The organism is Sphingobium sp. B11D3A, from assembly GCF_025961695.1.
Classification (GTDB): domain Bacteria; phylum Pseudomonadota; class Alphaproteobacteria; order Sphingomonadales; family Sphingomonadaceae; genus Sphingobium.
Genome location: NZ_JAOQOE010000001.1, coordinates 575,082 through 591,109, shown reverse-complemented (window position 1 = coordinate 591,109; position 16,028 = coordinate 575,082). Strand labels below are relative to the sequence as shown.

The 16,028-nt window shown below is 64.5% G+C and carries 13 protein-coding genes; 8 read left to right on the top strand and 5 right to left on the bottom strand.

Features of this window, described 5'->3' with window-relative positions:
* Nucleotides 1-9 precede the first annotated feature (9 nt).
* The gene (locus M2332_RS02810) at nucleotides 10-1,137 is read right to left on the bottom strand and encodes an HlyD family secretion protein (protein WP_264570361.1); all 1,128 of its coding nucleotides are present in this window, start codon (nucleotides 1,135-1,137) and stop codon (nucleotides 10-12) included.
* Nucleotides 1,130-1,600 (bottom strand): MarR family winged helix-turn-helix transcriptional regulator, encoded by a 471-nt coding sequence (locus M2332_RS02805; RefSeq protein WP_264572884.1) that lies wholly within the window; start codon nucleotides 1,598-1,600, stop codon nucleotides 1,130-1,132. The genes M2332_RS02810 and M2332_RS02805 overlap by 8 nt, the downstream gene beginning before the upstream one ends.
* Before the next feature lie 131 nt (nucleotides 1,601-1,731).
* Here M2332_RS02805 and M2332_RS02800 point away from each other — a divergent pair, with 131 nt between their 5' ends.
* The 3 genes from M2332_RS02800 (at nucleotide 1,732) to M2332_RS02790 (ending at nucleotide 5,475) form a co-directional block, all read left to right on the top strand.
* A complete protein-coding gene (locus M2332_RS02800) occupies nucleotides 1,732-2,496 on the top strand; it encodes an alpha/beta fold hydrolase (RefSeq protein ID WP_264572883.1) in 765 nt (254 codons plus the stop codon).
* Nucleotides 2,497-2,567: 71 nt separating this feature from the next.
* Nucleotides 2,568-4,457 carry a M2 family metallopeptidase gene (locus tag M2332_RS02795; protein WP_264572882.1) on the top strand — a complete coding sequence of 630 codons (1,890 nt, stop codon included), beginning with the start codon at nucleotides 2,568-2,570 and terminating at the stop codon, nucleotides 4,455-4,457.
* Between the two features lie 184 nt (nucleotides 4,458-4,641).
* On the top strand, nucleotides 4,642-5,475 hold the full coding sequence (locus M2332_RS02790; protein WP_181559729.1) for a GGDEF domain-containing protein: 834 nt from the start codon (nucleotides 4,642-4,644) through the stop codon (nucleotides 5,473-5,475).
* Between the two features lie 15 nt (nucleotides 5,476-5,490).
* Here M2332_RS02790 and M2332_RS02785 read toward each other — a convergent pair whose 3' ends face one another.
* Both M2332_RS02785 and M2332_RS02780 read right to left on the bottom strand, forming a co-directional pair.
* Complete coding sequence (locus tag M2332_RS02785) at nucleotides 5,491-6,939, bottom strand: AMP nucleosidase (protein ID WP_181559728.1); 1,449 nt, start codon at nucleotides 6,937-6,939, stop codon at nucleotides 5,491-5,493.
* A 90-nt stretch (nucleotides 6,940-7,029) separates the two neighbouring features.
* Nucleotides 7,030-7,512, bottom strand: coding sequence for a peroxiredoxin (locus M2332_RS02780; protein ID WP_264572881.1), 483 nt, complete (start codon nucleotides 7,510-7,512; stop codon nucleotides 7,030-7,032).
* A 210-nt stretch (nucleotides 7,513-7,722) separates the two neighbouring features.
* On the opposite strand from M2332_RS02780, the gene M2332_RS02775 reads away from it, so the two are divergent.
* The 5 genes from M2332_RS02775 to M2332_RS02755 all read left to right on the top strand — a co-directional run bounded on the left by M2332_RS02775 (nucleotide 7,723) and on the right by M2332_RS02755 (nucleotide 13,637).
* Nucleotides 7,723-8,295 (top strand): YqgE/AlgH family protein, encoded by a 573-nt coding sequence (locus M2332_RS02775; protein WP_181559726.1) that lies wholly within the window; start codon nucleotides 7,723-7,725, stop codon nucleotides 8,293-8,295.
* Between the two features lie 155 nt (nucleotides 8,296-8,450).
* Nucleotides 8,451-9,851 carry an adenosylhomocysteinase gene (gene ahcY, locus M2332_RS02770; protein ID WP_181559725.1) on the top strand — a complete coding sequence of 467 codons (1,401 nt, stop codon included), beginning with the start codon at nucleotides 8,451-8,453 and terminating at the stop codon, nucleotides 9,849-9,851.
* Between the two features lie 136 nt (nucleotides 9,852-9,987).
* The gene (locus M2332_RS02765) at nucleotides 9,988-10,941 is read left to right on the top strand and encodes a metal-dependent hydrolase (RefSeq protein ID WP_264572880.1); all 954 of its coding nucleotides are present in this window, start codon (nucleotides 9,988-9,990) and stop codon (nucleotides 10,939-10,941) included.
* Between the two features lie 4 nt (nucleotides 10,942-10,945).
* Complete coding sequence (locus M2332_RS02760) at nucleotides 10,946-12,322, top strand: cryptochrome/photolyase family protein (protein WP_264572879.1); 1,377 nt, start codon at nucleotides 10,946-10,948, stop codon at nucleotides 12,320-12,322.
* Nucleotides 12,323-12,368: 46 nt separating this feature from the next.
* Nucleotides 12,369-13,637 carry a class I SAM-dependent methyltransferase gene (locus M2332_RS02755; RefSeq protein WP_413715933.1) on the top strand — a complete coding sequence of 423 codons (1,269 nt, stop codon included), beginning with the start codon at nucleotides 12,369-12,371 and terminating at the stop codon, nucleotides 13,635-13,637.
* Here the strand turns inward: M2332_RS02755 and M2332_RS02750 are convergent.
* Nucleotides 13,634-16,003, bottom strand: coding sequence for a patatin-like protein (locus M2332_RS02750; protein ID WP_264574875.1), 2,370 nt, complete (start codon nucleotides 16,001-16,003; stop codon nucleotides 13,634-13,636). The two genes, M2332_RS02755 and M2332_RS02750, sit on opposite strands and share 4 nt — an antisense overlap.
* Nucleotides 16,004-16,028: the final 25 nt, after the last annotated feature.

Below are 16,028 nucleotides of genomic sequence, written 5' to 3'. Positions count from 1 at the left end.
CGGTTTGCGTCAGCGGGCGGAGGCGACTGCGGCGCCAGCTTTGGTCGCGTGAATGTCCACCGTCACCTTCGCGCTCAGGCCAGCGATCATCGGCCGCTCCGGATGGCCGTCGATAGCGATGCGCACCGGCACGCGCTGCGTCACCTTCACCCAGTTGCCATTGGCATTCTGGGCCGGGAGTACTGAAAACTCAGAGCCCGTACCTGCGCCGATGCTGTCGACATGGCCACGGATATGCGATCCGGGATAGGCATCGATCTTGATATCGGCGCTCTGGCCCGGGCGCATCCTGTCGAGATCGGTTTCCTTGAAATTCGCGGTCACCCAGATCCGGTCGCTAGCGACGATGCTGACCAGTGGCAGACCTTGCACCGCCATCTGACCGACTTGCAGGCGACTGGCCTGGCTGATCCGGCCGGAGACCGGGGCATGGACCACGGTGCGATCGAGGTTGAGAGCGGCCTGATCGCGCTGGGCTTGCGCCGCGGCGATTTCAGGATTCACGCCCGGCACCTGCGCGCCGTTGGCGAGCGCCGCCTTGGCCTTGGCGGCATCGGCTTCCGCCGTGCGCAGCCGCGTGCGGGCATTGTCGAGCGCCTGCTGGGATTGCTGGAGACGGGCGCGGGTAGTGAACCCGTCCTTCATCAGCGCCTGCTGCCGGTCGAGATCCTGCTGGGCGTAATAGACATCCTCACGCGCACCGGTGATGTCGACGTTCGTAGCCTGAAAATCCGTGCGGAGGCGCCCGACCGCGACCTGCGCATTGGCGATCTGGGCGTTGGCCTGCTGGAGGGCGACCTTGTAGGGCTGCTGGTCGACGACGAACAGCACGTCTCCGGCCTTCACCATCTGGTTCTCGCGAACCTTCACCTCGATGATCCGCCCAGCGACATCGCTGCCGACTGCCACGATGTCCTGCTTTACATAGGCATTGTCGGTGGAGACGGTGCGCCCGCTCGTCGCCCAGAACCACGCACCCACCGCCAGAATGATCAGCGGCACCGAAATCATGAGCAGGCGGTTGCGCAAGCGCTTGCCGCGCGGCTCCGCTGCGGCAGATTCATCGGGGGTAGCCACGGTCTCGGCAGGCGCAGGCGACTGAGCGGTCGGACGCAGGGCAGGATCGGCTTCAGACATGGACTGCCGCCTCCTTTGCGGCCGCGTCAGTGGCAGGCTGGCTATCGCCGGAAAGATTGTCACGGATGCGGCAGAGCACGGAAAGCACGGTTTCCTGCTCCTCCGCTGAAATGCCGGCGAGCGATTCATTGAGCACCCGCTGGCCGATCTGCTGCAATTCGGCGGCGAGCGGCTTGGCCGCCTCGGTCAGGAACAGCTGCCAGGCGCGGCGGTCCTGCGGATCGCGGCGGCGCTCGACCATGTCGGCCTGCTCGAGACGGTCCACCATGCGGCAGGTCGTGATCGGCTCGACATCCAGCCGCTCGGCAAGCGCGCCTTGGTTGATGCCGGGAAAGCGCATGATCTGCGCGAGCGCGCGCATCTGCGGCCCGGTAATGCCAAGGCTGCGGGTGCGCTCGTCAAACCTGCGACGATACAGGCGCCCGAGGTCGCCGATTGCAAAGGCGAGATGATTGCCGTCCATGATGCCGGCGCATTTAGTAAGCCGGCTTATTAAAAGCAAGTCCAGACTCTGTACCCCGCGCACGGGACGGCGCGCTCATTTCCCGCGTATTCGCCTTGCCTTCGGTGGGCGATCTCGCCCACAATCAGGCGATGACAGATACATCGACGATCCGCATCGACCATCTTCAAGGCCATGGCGGCACGCGCATCGCCGTCCATCGGCTCGGCGATGGGCCGGCGGTCATTATGCTGCATGGCCTCAGTTCAAGCGCGCAAATCAACTGGCAGCGTTATGGCACGGCCCAGAAAATCGCCGATGCCGGTTTCGAGGCGATCATGATCGATCAGCGCGTGCATGGCAGCAGCGATGCGCCGACGGATGCCGATGCCTATCCGCAGGACGTGATGCTGCTCGACCTGGAAGCGGTGATCGGGACGCTGGGCGTCAACCAGTTCGATCTTGTCGGCTATTCCATGGGCGCGCGGCTGTGCCTGGGACTGATCGACCGGGGCATGACGCCTCGCAGGCTGGTGCTCGGCGGCATGGGGCTGGAAGGCCTGCTGGAGTGGACGCGCCGCCGGCAGTTCTTCCTCAACGCGCTCGATCATTTCGAGACAGTGCGGCCGGGCGACCGCGACTATATGGCGATCCAGTTCATGAAGACAATGAAGATCGATCCGGTCGCCTTGCGCCTGCTGCTGATGAGCATGAGCGATATGGATCGCGCGGTGCTGACCAAGGTGACGATGCCGACCCTGGTGCTGTGCGGCGAGGATGATGACGATAACGGGTCGGCCGATGCGCTGGTCGCGGCGCTGCCCAATGCGCAACGCGGCACATGCCCAGGCACCCATATGACAGCGATCACCAAACCGGAATTCGGACAGGTCATCGCCGATTATCTCGCGGGTTGACGAACCTAGCCCTGACAGGCCAGCTTGGCCGTAATCCACAGGCTCAGGCCACAGGTTCAGGGACACCAATCATGTTCAATCCCGTTTCGCGCCTTGCCGTAGCGGCAGCGCTCTCATTGGCCGTTTGCGGCGCGCCGGCTTTTGCCCAGGCCGATTCGGCTCCGACACAGGCAATGCCCACGGCGGCGCAGGCCGATGCCCTCGTGGCGCAGGCCGAGAAGGAATTCTTCGATTATTCGCTGGAGGCCAATCAGGTCTATTGGGTCAACGCGACCTATCTGACCGAGGATACCGATGCGCTTGCCGCCCGCGTCGGCGCCAAGGGCACCGAGATGTCGGTCCGCTATGCGCTTGAGGCCGCCAAGTTCGAGAAGGTGCCGGGCCTCTCCTACGACACCAAGCGCAAGCTCGACATCTTGCGGGCAGGCATCGTGCTGCCGGCGCCGACCACGCCCGGCGCTGCCGCCGAGCTGAACGCCATCGCGACCAAGCTGCAGTCCGATTATGGCAAGGGCCGCGGCACGTTGGACGGCAAGCCGATCAACGGCAGCGATATCGAAGCGGAAATGGGCAATCTCGACCACACGCCGAACGAGTATCGGGAGATGTGGACGAGCTGGCACGACAATGTGGGCAAACCGATGCGCGGCGAGTTCGAGCGGCTGGTGACCATCGCCAATGAAGGCGCCAAGGAGCTGGGCTTTGCGGATGCAGGCGCGATGTGGCGCTCCAATTACGATATGCCGCCGGACGACTTCGCCAAGCTGACCGAGAAGCTCTGGCAGGATGTGAAGCCGCTCTACGATTCGCTGCACTGCTATGTGCGGGACAAGCTGAACGCCAAATATGGCGATGCGGTCCAGCCCAAGACCGGGCCGATCCGCGCCGATCTTCTCGGCAATATGTGGGCGCAGGAGTGGGGCAATATCTACCCGCTGGTCGCGCCGGCCGGGGCTGGGGATCTGGGCTATGACATCGGTGCCCTGCTCAAGGCCAAGGGCTATGTGGAAACCAGCCCGACCGAGGCGGACCCCGCCAAGCGTGGCAAGTGGGAAACGCAGATGTTCAAGTTCGGCGAGGGCTTCTTCTCCTCGCTCGGCTTCGACCCGCTGCCGGAAACCTTCTGGACGCGCACCCAGTTCATCAAGCCGCTCGACCGGGAAGTGGTCTGCCACGCTTCGGCCTGGGATATCGACAACAAGGACGATATCCGCATCAAGATGTGCACCAAGGTAGACAGCGGCGACTTCGTCACCATCCATCATGAGCTGGGGCACAATTACTATCAGCGCGCCTATAAGGACAAGAGCTTCCTCTATCTGAACGGCGCCAATGACGGCTTCCATGAGGCCATTGGCGACACCATCGCGCTGTCGATCACGCCGCAATATCTGGTCGACATCGGCCTGCTCGATCCGTCCAAGGTGCCAGGCACGGACAAGGACATCGGCCTGCTGCTGCGGCAGGCGATGGACAAGATCGCCTTCCTGCCCTTCGGCCTGCTGATCGATCGCTGGCGCTGGGGCGTGTTCGACGGCTCGATCCAGCCCGCGGACTACAACAAGGCGTGGAATGCCATGCGGCTGCAATATCAGGGCATCGTTCCGCCGACGGACCGTCCGGATGACGCCTTCGACGCCGGCGCGAAATATCACATTCCGGCGAGTGTGCCCTATACCCGTTACTTCCTGGCGCGGCTGCTGCAGTTCCAATTTTATGAGGCTGCCTGCAAGCAATCGGGCTGGAAGGGGCCGCTCCACCGCTGTTCCTTCTACGGCAACAAGGCCGTCGGTGAAAAGCTGAACGCCATGCTGGAAATGGGCGCCTCCCGCCCGTGGCCGGATGCGCTGCAGGCCTTCACCGGCTCGCGCGAGATGAGCGGCAAGGCACTGGCCGCCTATTTCTCGCCGCTGAAGACTTGGCTGGACCGGCAGAACAAGGGAAAGAGCTGCGGCTGGTGAGCCGCCAGCGGGGCAGGGCGAGCCGCTCTGCCCCGTCCTTACACCGAAGCCTTGATCGTCCGCTGATGCGTTAGGCGCGGGCGAGGCGAGTGGACGTGCGAATGATGGTTAACGCAGCAGGGAATGCGCGCAATGCTTAGATAAACATGCTATTTGACAGCATGTTAGATGGTCTGGTGGGCATATGGTCTGGCTTCTCCTGTTAATCGTCTCGGCCGGCATTGGCTTGCTCGCATCGTCCCTTCCCTCGATCCATTCGATCCTCAAGGCCCTCAAAGGTGGCGATTTGTACCGCCGCTGGAATCGCCTTCGCTGGTTGGTCGTCGGCTTCATCATGGCCTATGCCGTGTACGGCAGCACTCGCTTTGCCACGGTGTCGGAGCCAACGGATTTGCTTGGCAGTTTGATTCTGCTGGCGGGCGGGTTCTTCGTGCTCGCCGTGGCCCGGCTCTCCGCGCTGACCACGCAGGATCTCGTGCGCATCGCCATACTGGAGCGCGACGTGGTGCGCGATCCGCTCACCGGCACGTTCAACCGACGCTATCTCGACACAAGGCTGGACGAAGAGATCAGCCGCTCCCGCCGCTCGGGACTGCCCCTATCGACGCTGATGATCGATCTGGACCATTTCAAAGGCGTCAATGATTTCTATGGGCATCTGGTCGGGGATCAGGTGTTGCGTCACGTGAGTTCGCTGATCCAGAGCCAGGTGCGTCTGAATGACATCGTGGTGCGCTATGGCGGCGAAGAGTTCGTTGTAATCACGCCGGACAGCAGCCTGGAAGATGCGGCGCGGCTGGGGCACCGGCTGCTGCGACAGTTGCGCGACCACAGCATCGATTTGCCCAATGGCGACACGCTGGCGGTCACCGCCAGCATCGGCGCAGCCACGCTTGCGGAGGCGGAGGGGCGCACGACATTCCTGCGCCGGGCGGATGATGCGCTGTATGAGGCCAAGCGCGGGGGCCGCGATCGGCTTTGCGTCGCCGGCCGGCTGGCGGAGGAGAGCCCGGCCTGACGTCCCTTCGCGCCGTCAGCGAAACGGCGGCTCGTTGAACGCGCGCAGCTTGCGGCTGTGCAGGCGGTCGCCCTGCTGGCGCAGGCGTTCGCAGGTCTCGATGCCGATGGCGAGGTGGCCCGCTATGGCTTCCTCGTAGAAGCGATTGGCCTGGCCCGGCAGCTTGAGTTCGCCATGGATCGGCTTGTCGGAGACGCACAGCAACGTGCCATAGGGCACCCGGAAGCGATATCCCTGGGCAGCGATGGTCGCGCTCTCCATATCCACGCCCACCGCGCGCGAGAGGGAGAAGCGCAGGGCCGAGCGGGAGTAGCGCAGTTCCCAGTTGCGGTCGTCCGTCGTCACGATGGTGCCGGTGCGCAGGCGGCGCTTCATGTCGCCGCTGGCGCCCAGAATATGCTCGCACGCCTCGGCCATCGCCACCTGCACCTCGGCAATGGCGGGCACCGGAATTTCCGGCGGCAACATTTCATCGAGCACATGGTCGTCGCGCAGATAGGCATGGGCCAGCACATAATCACCGATCCGCTGGCTCGGGCGCAGGCCGCCGCAGTGACCGATCATAAGCCAAGCCTCGGGGCGCAAAACCGCGAGATGATCGCAGATGGTCTTCGCGTTGGCGGGGCCGACGCCGATGTTGACCAGCGTGATGCCGGTGCCGTCCGGGGCGATCAAGTGGTAGGCCGGCATCTGGTGACGCCGCCAGGCGCTGTCAGCGATCGCGCTTTCCGGATTGGCGGTGTCGGCGGTGACCTCGACGCCCCCGGCACCGGAAAGCGCCGTGAAACGCGTGCCCGGTCGCTTGAGTTCGGTGCAGCCCCAGCGCACGAATTCATCGACATAGCGGTGATAGTTGGTGAACAGAATGTAGCGCTGGACGTGCTCAGGCGGCGTGCCGGTGTAATGCCGCAGACGCGCTAGACTGAAATCCGTGCGCAGCGCATCGAACAGCGCCAGCGGTCGCTCGCCTGATGGGCCGGGCAGCAGCAGCCCGTCCGCCACCTCATCACCGATCTGCGCGAGCTCCGTCGAGGGGAAATGGCGCGCCAACTCGCTCGGCGGAATTGCGGCAAGTGTGCCGGCGGGCAGCGAATCCAGCACATAGGGGAACGGGATCGCCTGATCGCTCCGGCCGACGCTGACTTCCACCTCATAGTCGGCCATCAGCAGATCGAGCTGTTCGGTCAGATAGCGCGCGAACATCTGCGGCCGGGTGATCGTCGTCACATAATGGCCGGGGCGAGAGAGGCGCGCGAAGGAGCGGCGGCTCGGCACGCCGTCATTGGTCTGATGATAATCGATGATCAGCGAGGGATAGCAGAAATCCCGGTCCGCCACCGAGCGGGCGGAAGGCACGGTGCCATCCTTGGCATAAGCGAAAATGGCCTCGCGCAAATTGGCGGTCGCGGTTTCATAGCCCGCGATCAGCGCTTCGACGATGTGGGTGCTGGAAGCTTGGTTCATGCCCCTTCATAGCTGGCCTGTATGACAGGCGGAAGAGGGGCGCGGGGCGGGGCAGCAGCGACTTGTGCCGCCGCCCCGCTCGCAATGGTCTTAGAGCTGCTCGAGCATGAAATCTGCGCTGGAGACGCGGAATTCGCCCGGCGCTTCGACATGGAGCTGCTCGACCACGCCATCATTGACCAGCATCGAGAAGCGCTGGCCGCGCGTGCCGAGGCCGAACTTGCTGCCATCCATGGTGAGGCCGACAGCCTCGGCGAAGCTGCCATTGCCGTCCGCCAGCATCGTCACCTTGCCGTCAGCCGACGAGGCCTTGCCCCACGCGCCCATCACGAACGGATCGTTGACGGCGGTGCAGGCGATCTCATCGACGCCCTTCGCCTTCAGATCGCTTTCCTTCTCGATAAAGCCCGGTAGGTGCTTGGCCGAGCAGGTGGGCGTGAAGGCGCCCGGAACGGAGAAGAGCGCGACCTTGCGGCCAGCAAAATAATTCTTGCTGTCAACCGGTTCGGGGCCGTTTTCGGTCATCTTGACGAAGGTCGTTTCGGGCAGCGTGTCGCCAACTTTGATCGTCATCGGTGTCTCCTGTTCTTGGGGGAAAGGGCTCGGCTGGTGAACCAGCGCGCAGCGAGCAAGTCGGTGTTCGGCCTGCGCCTGTCAAGGTTGATGCTGTGCAGGACCGGGCGGCTCTGCGGTACGATGGCCGCTGGGCCGGACGGGCCAAGCGCCTGCGGGGTGGACGCATTGTCCCCAACAAGGCATGGTCGCGCTCAGGAGGCCCATCGCATGAGCGCGCCCGCGCAACCGAGACTCTCCCTCGCCGGCAAATTGTTGCTGGCCATGCCGGATATGCCGGACGCGCGGTTCGAGCGCGCAGTCATTCTCCTGTGTGTGCATGACGAGGGCGGCGCCCTGGGCATCGCGCTGCACGAGCCGATGGAGGGCATGGGACTGCACGCTCTGCTTGGCTCGTTAAGCATCGACGCGCAGTCGGTGGGCGATGAGCCGGTGCTGCAAGGCGGGCCCGTCGAACCGCGCCGTGGCTTTGTGCTGCACAGTCGGGACTGGATGACGGCGGACAGCCACCCCATTGATGACGAGATTGCGCTCACCGGGTCGATGGAGGTGCTGCACGCCGTTGCTTCGGGCGGCGGGCCGGCCCGCTGGTTGGTCGCCTTGGGCTATGCCGGGTGGAGCGCGGGACAGCTGGAAACGGAGCTGGCCGCGCCGGGCTGGTATCTCAGCAAGGCGCAGCCTTATCGGCTGTTCTCGATGGCGCCGGAGAACCGCTGGGCCGGGGCGTTTTCGCTCGAAGGCATCGATCCCGCGATGCTGACCGGCAATATGGGACACGCCTGACACGGCAGGGCTGGCTTCCTTTATCCCTTCCGCCCGACCCCAATCACATAAAGATATCTTTATATTTGCGAGGGAGCGATAGCCTTGGTAAGGCGCCGCGGTGTTACCGGTGGCGTGCGTAGCGGCCCCGGCTCAGGCAATCAGGAGAATGATCAGTGGCGACCGTGGCCCAGGACTATATCGTAAAGGACATCTCCCTCGCTGGCTTCGGCCGCAAGGAGATCGAGATCGCCGAGACCGAAATGCCGGGCCTGATGGCGCTGCGCGAGGAATTCGGTGCATCCAAGCCGCTCAAGGGCGCGCGGATCACCGGCTCGCTGCACATGACGATCCAGACCGCTGTGCTCATCGAGACGCTGGCTGAGCTGGGCGCAGAGCTGCGCTGGGCCACCTGCAACATCTTCTCGACCCAGGACCATGCCGCCGCCGCGATCGCCGAGCGGGGCATCCCCGTGTTCGCCATCAAGGGCGAGACGCTCGAGGAATATTGGGACTATGTCATCAAGATCTTCGATTGGGGTCAGGACACGACCTGCAACATGATCCTCGATGATGGCGGCGACGCGACAATGTTCGCGCTGTGGGGCGCCCGTGTCGAGGCCGGTGAAGAGCTGTTCGCGCCGTCCAACGAGGAAGAGACGATCTTCGTCGCGACCCTCAAGCGCTTCCTCGCCGAGCGTCCCGGCTATCTCACCAAGACCGTCGCGGCGATCAAGGGCGTATCCGAAGAGACGACCACCGGCGTTCACCGGCTCTATGAGCTCGCCAAGAAGGGCAAGCTGCCCTTCCCGGCGATCAACGTGAACGATAGCGTCACCAAGTCCAAGTTCGACAATCTTTATGGCTGCAAGGAGTCGCTGGTCGATGCCATCCGCCGCGCCACGGACGTGATGCTGGCTGGCAAGGTCGCCTGCGTCGCCGGCTTCGGCGATGTCGGCAAGGGCTCGGCGGCCTCGCTCCGCAATGGCGGCGCCCGCGTGCTGGTGACCGAGATCGACCCGATCTGCGCCCTGCAGGCGGCGATGGAAGGCTATGAGGTCGTGACCATGGAAGAGGCGGCGACCCGCGCCGACATCTTTGTGACCGCGACCGGCAATGAAGACATCATCACGCTCGACCACATGCGCGCGATGAAGAACATGGCCATCGTCTGCAACATCGGCCACTTCGACAGCGAAATCCAGATCGCGGCGCTCAGCAACATGAAGTGGACCGAGATCAAGCCGCAGGTCGACGAGGTCGAGTTCCCCGATGGCAAGAAGATCATCATGCTCGCCAAGGGCCGTCTGGTGAACCTGGGCTGCGCGACCGGCCACCCGAGCTTCGTCATGTCCTCCAGCTTCACCAACCAGGTGCTGGCGCAGATCGAGCTGTGGACCAAGAGCGATGCCTATAAGAACGAGGTCTATGTTCTGCCCAAGCATCTCGATGAAAAGGTCGCAGCGCTCCACCTCGAGAAGCTGGGCGTGAAGCTCTCCAAGCTGACCGACAAGCAGGCGGCTTATATCGGCGTGACTCCCGAGGGTCCGTTCAAGCCGGATCACTACCGCTACTAAGCCGCATAAGGCTGAGAAGACGTGAGAAGGCGCGGGCTAAGTCCGCGCCTTTTTTCGTGATCCGGGCCGCGCCCCTGATCCGTTCCCGCCCTCTCGGGCAACTTGACCTGCGGCAGTGGGGTCGCGAAGACAGGGCATGGATAATCTCACACACAGCATGGTGGGCGCCGTGCTGGGCCAGATCGGGCTCAAGCGCACGTCCGGCCTTGCCATGCCGACGATTATCATCGCGGCCAACATCCCGGATATCGACGCCACTTGCACGTTGATGGGGACACAGGCGCTGGCGCTGCGGCGCGGGTTGACGCACGGCCCCATCGCGATGATCGTGCTGCCATTGATCCTCACCGCGATCATGGTCGCGTTCGACCGCTGGCAGGCGAAGCGTGGGACACGGCCAAAGACGCGGCCGCCGGTGAACATAGTCTGGCTGTGGGTCGGCGCGCAGATCGGGACGCTCAGCCACCCCGCCTTCGACTGGCTCAACAGCTATGGCATCCGATTGCTCTCGCCGTTCAGCGACCAGTGGTTCCATGGCGATACGCTGTTCATCATCGATATCTGGCTCTGGGCGCTGCTGATCGGCGGCTATCTCTGGGCACGGTGCGGCGAGCGCACCGGGCCCGCGCCGATGATGCAGCGCGCGCGGATTATCGCGACGGCCGCCTGCGCCTACATCTTCGTCAACGGACTGATCACCGGATCGGCGGAGGCGAAAGCCGCCGCATGGCTGCGCGCCCAAGGCCGCGATCCGGACCTGGTGGTTGCCAATGCGCGTCCGTTCGCACCCTGGTCGCGCGAAATGCTCTGGCGTGGGGACGGGCGCTTCGGCGGCTTTCCCTACAACCTCGCCACCGGGCTAGAAGCCGATGCAGGCGCAGCGGAAGGGATGCCGACCGGCATGGACGATCCCGGCGTCGAGCGGGCGCGGCAGCGCGATGCGGATGCGCGGGCTTTCCTGTTCTGGTCGCGGATGCCGGTCGCGCAGCGGGCGGAGAATGGCGACCTGCTGATCTCCGACCAGCGCTTTGAGGGGCGCGGCGCCAGCGCGAGCTTTTCCGTGCAGGTGCCGGCGCAAGCATTGCGGTAGGGCGATGTCGGCAGCGAGCATCTTATGGTTCCGGCGGGATCTTCGCCTGACCGATCAGGCCGCGCTCATACAGGCGTGCGCGGACGGGCCGGTGATCCCGGTCTATATTCTCGATGATGAGACGGCGCGGCACCGGGCCATGGGCGGCGCCTCGCGCTGGTGGTTGCATCATAGTATCGAGAGCCTTGATGCTGCCCTGCGCGCGCGCGGATCGCGACTGATCCTGCGCCAGGGTAAGGCCGAGGCGGTTCTCGCCGTGCTGGCCGGAGAGACCGGCGCGACCCGCATCCATGCCTTGCACCATTATGAGCCATGGTGGCGCCAGGCAGAGAAGACGGTTGCGCGCTCCCACGAGCTGATATTGCACGATGGCAATTACCTCATGCCGCCGGGCGCCCTGACCACGGGCAGCGGCGGCCCCTACAAGATCTTCACGCCCTTCTGGCGCGCGCTGCGGGAGGTGATGCCGCCGGGTCGGCCCGTGCCGGCGCCTGATACCGTTCCTGCTCCCCCAAAATGGCCGGTGAGCGATCAACTCGAAAACTGGGCCTTGCTGCCGACCTCACCCAACTGGGCGGGCGGTTTCGCGCATGATTGGTCGCCTGGCGAGGCGGGCGCCCACGATCGGCTCGATGCCTTTATGGACCATGTCGGTGACTATGACGAAGGCCGCAATCTGCCCTCCGTAGAGGGCTCCTCGCGCCTGTCGCCGCATCTGCATTTCGGCGAGATTTCACCGGCGACGCTGTGGCACGCGCTCGACCGTGAGGATGGCGCCAGTGAGGTCTATCTGCGCGAACTGGGCTGGCGCGATTATGCTCAGAATGTGATCACGCAGATAAGCGATTATGGGAGTCGGAACGGTCGGGCGCAGTTCTATGCCTTTCCCTGGCGCTCGGGCCATGAGGCGCGCGACGACCTCAAGGCCTGGCAAGAGGGTCGCACCGGCTACCCGATCGTCGATGCGGGGATGCGCCAGCTCTGGCAGACCGGATGGATGCACAACCGGGTGCGGATGATCGCGGCGAGCTTCCTTATCAAGCATCTGCTCATCGACTGGCGGGCAGGGGAGCGCTGGTTTTGGGATACGCTCATTGATGCCGATTATGGCAATAACGCCGTCAACTGGCAGTGGGTCGCGGGCACCGGGATCGATTCCAACATGTTCGTGCGGATCATGGCGCCGCTCTCCCAGTCCGAGAAGTTCGACGCGGCTGCCTATATCCGGCGCTGGGTGCCGGAGCTGGCGCATGTGAAGGACGCCGCAATCCACGATCCCGAGTCCGCGGGTGTTAGGCCAGCGCAATATCCGGCCAAGTTAATCGAGCATCGCGCCGCGCGAGAGCGGGCGCTCGCCGCCTATGCCCGCGTGAAAGGCTGAGCGGGCCCCGGTTGTCTTTGCGGGAGGAATGCGTTCATATGGGCGCATGACCATTCACAATCCCAAAGCCAGCCGCCAGCGCGCCATGATGCGCCGGGCCGGCGCGCAGGTGGGTGGGCGTTTCTGGCGGGCTTTGCCGACCCGGCTGTTCGAGCCGATGCTCGTGAGGGTCGACCGGGGTCTGATGCGTGGATCACTCGAACTGCATCTGCCGGATGGATCGGTGCGCTTACTCGGCGGGCGCAAGCAGGGCTTTGCCGCGATCGTCCACCTTGCCAATTGGCGGGCCTTGATCCGGCTGGCGGCCTCCGGCTCGACCGGCTGGTATCGCGCCTGGGCGGATGGGGACTGGTCGAGCCCCGATCCGGTTGCGCTGTTCGCCCTGTTCGGCGCTAATGCCCGTTCGCTGGGGAAGTCCGCGCGCTCGACTGGCCTGCCGCGCCTGATGGGCCGCTGGAAACTCGCGCGGCGGCATAACAGCCGGCGGGGCGCGCGGCGGAACATCGCCGAGCATTATGATCTGGGCAATGATTTCTATCGGCTGTGGCTGGACGAGACGCTGACTTATTCCAGCGCCCGACCCGCGCATCCCCAGGAAGCGTTAGAAGCCGCGCAGATTCGCAAGATCGATGAGCTTTTGGCGCGACTCGATCTCAACGATGGCCAGCAACTGCTTGAAATTGGCTGCGGATGGGGAGGATTGGCCGAGCGCGTGCTGGATCGGTGCGATGTCGACTATACCGGCCTTACACTCTCCACCGAGCAGCAGCAGATCGTGCAGGGGCGGATCGAGGGGTTGGGCGCGCAGGACCGTGCCCATGTGCTGCTGCAGGATTATCGCGATTGCGAGGGCCAGTTCGATGCCATTGCCAGCGTGGAAATGGTGGAGGCCGTCGGCGAAAGCTATTGGCCGACTTACCTTGCCTGCCTTGCCCGGCTGCTGAAACCCGGCGGGCGCGCCGCCATCCAGTATATCAGCATCGATGACGAGATTTTCCCGGCCTATGCCGCACGGGCCGACTTCATCCAGCGCTACATCTTCCCGGGCGGTTGCCTGATCGCCGAGCGGCGCTTTCGTGACCTTGCCCAGCACGAAGGGCTGGAATGGGCAGACCAGACTCGCTTCGGCCTCGATTATGCGTGGACACTCCGACAGTGGCGCGCGCGCTTTGACGCAGTGGTGGATGCAGGTCGTCTGCCCGCCCGGTTCGATGCGCGGTTCGTGGACATGTGGCGCTACTATCTCATGTATTGCGAAGGCGGTTTTGCCGGAAGCAGCATCGATGTCTCGCAGGTGACGCTGATCAAGCGCTAGGCGCCGATCTGAGCGATCTCGGCGCGGATCGTCGCGATCTGGCCCGGGATCAGGGTCAGTCGGGGCTCTTCCTCATCCAAAATCGCTTCGAAGGCCGCGCGCTTCCAGGCCGCCTTGCGGGCGTCATCGGCGGCGATTTCCGGCGGCATGGTGGAGAGCAGGATGTCGATCAGCCGATCAGCCCCATGGAGCCGACCCCAGAGATAGTCGTTCTCGCGATAGGCACGGCTGAAGAACGCCCCGAAGCAGTTGAATTCGATGCCACGCAGCGTCGCTGGTGCGCCGCCCTTGCGGATCGCCACGGCATCTTCGGGAGATATCCGATCCACCTTGATGGGGTCGTACTCATCCAGACCTTCTCCCTGCAGGAGCGGAAAGGTCGCAATGTCGTAATAAGGGAAGCCGAGATAGGCCTTGAGCAAGGTCCGCCGGTCCTCGGCCGGGAGCGCCACACAAGCGGCCGCAAAACGCGCGTCGATCTGCTGGTCCAGATCCCGCAAGCCCCGCGCTTCCGCGATGATCGCAAGGGACGCCATCAGGTCATCGCCATGCGGCCGCAGGGCTTCGCGTGTGCCCGCGCCAAACCATGCGGGCGTCTGACGTTCGGCATAAAGGCCGATGGCCTCGTAGAGCATATCCTGCATGGCGGAGAGCGCGGCGCCGTTCCCCTCATCCTCCTCGCTGGCGCCTTCCACAGTCTGCTCACGGAGCTGGACGAGGCGCCGGGCGAGGAAGCGCAGCCGGCGGATGCGGAACGCAATGTCGTGATTGCGATAGAACAGAATGAGCGCCGCGCTTGCGCCATCGCCCGACCCGGGATCCATCTGGTCCACGCCCGCCGCATGTAGCTGCGCTCGCAGGCGCTCCCGCAGGCTTTCGCGTGTGGCCGTGCGTGGGCCATCGCGGAGTTGGCTGAGCAGATCGGCCAGTTCATCGATGATGCCGGCATATTTGAGATAGCCATAAGCGGGATAGGCAAAGCCCGCCGCCCGCGAAGCCTTTTGCTGCAGCTTCGCGCGCAGATGCGCCAGACGGCGCGGCGAGGGCCGGCTGAGCAGTAGGCTGAGGCCGACGGTCTGGTCCACGGTCCGCTCGATGTCCGGCCGCAAGCGCTCAGTGATTTCCAGCATCCGGTGAATGCGGCTGGAGCGGGCGCCAATCGCCTCCAGATTGTCCCGGATCGGCTGTTCGCGCGGAATATCGCTGACCGCGCCGAAGATCGTGCGGAAGAAGCCCGGGACCGGGCGCTCACCATTCTGCGCATGGTGGGAAGGGGAGGTGAGGCGAAAGCCCGGCGCACTGGGCGTCGGCTCGATGAACACAAAGCGCCGGTCGACCGTCCGCCGCGCCGGGCGGTTCTTGAGCGCATCGATTGCTTGGGCGAAGGGCGCATTGGCCAGCACCGATCCGTCGATCAGCACGGCATCCTCCGCATCGCCGGTGGCGCTGTGACCGGGGAGCACACGGCGCAAAAACGCATCGCGACCGGGCCAGGCGCGGTCGCGGTCGGCAAGCACCTTGTCCATTTCCCGAGCCGTGAACGGCGGAAAGGCGCCCGGAAAACTGGCCGTCGCACGCGCCGCGAAGGCGAGTTCGGCAGGGTCGGCGAGTGTGCGCGGTTGCCCGCCCCGGGCATGGAAGCTTATCGTGAGCCGGTGCTCCGTCTCGCTGATCTCCGGCGGGCTATTGAGGCGCAGCCGTTCCTCATGGCCGGTGAAATCCGTGGCGGTGACGAACAGGTCCAGCGGATGCCCACGCGGCAGCAGCGATCCTCCGCTCTTCTCCGGCTCCGTCTCGCGCGCCTTTTCCATCGCATCGAAGGCATTGAGCAACAGCTCGGTAAACCCCTTGCCGCCGAAGGGAGGCGCGAACCAGCGCGCCCGAATGAAGTTGGACAGCTTGCGTCGCACCTCCGAGCGCGTTTCCGGCGCCACGGTGCGGGACACCGTGTCATTGCGGCGGCGCAGCAGCAGCCAGAGCAGCGGCGCGGCCCAGAATTTGGTGAAGCGCGAGAGCGGGCGCGCGTCCGGATCGAGCAGGATGTCGACATCGGCGCAGCGCAGCCACAGTTCGGTCAGCGGGTCGAGCGACTGACCGCTCTCTATGGCCTGCGCCAGATACACGCCGTTGATGCCGCCCGCGCTGGCCCCGGCGATGATGTCCGGCAGAATCCGCACCCGCAGGCCGGTCTCCGCAAGGCAGGTCTCCAGAATGCGCTGATAAACGAGATTGCCCGGCCGACCGCTGCGGAAATCCCGGCTGGCCTGCGCCAGATGCCAGATTTCCTTGGTGACCCCGTGCATGTAGACCGCGAGGCTGACTCCACCATAGCAGACCAGCGCCAGCCTCAGTTCCTTCTCCCGCATGAGCGCAGATTGGCGCGCTACGGCC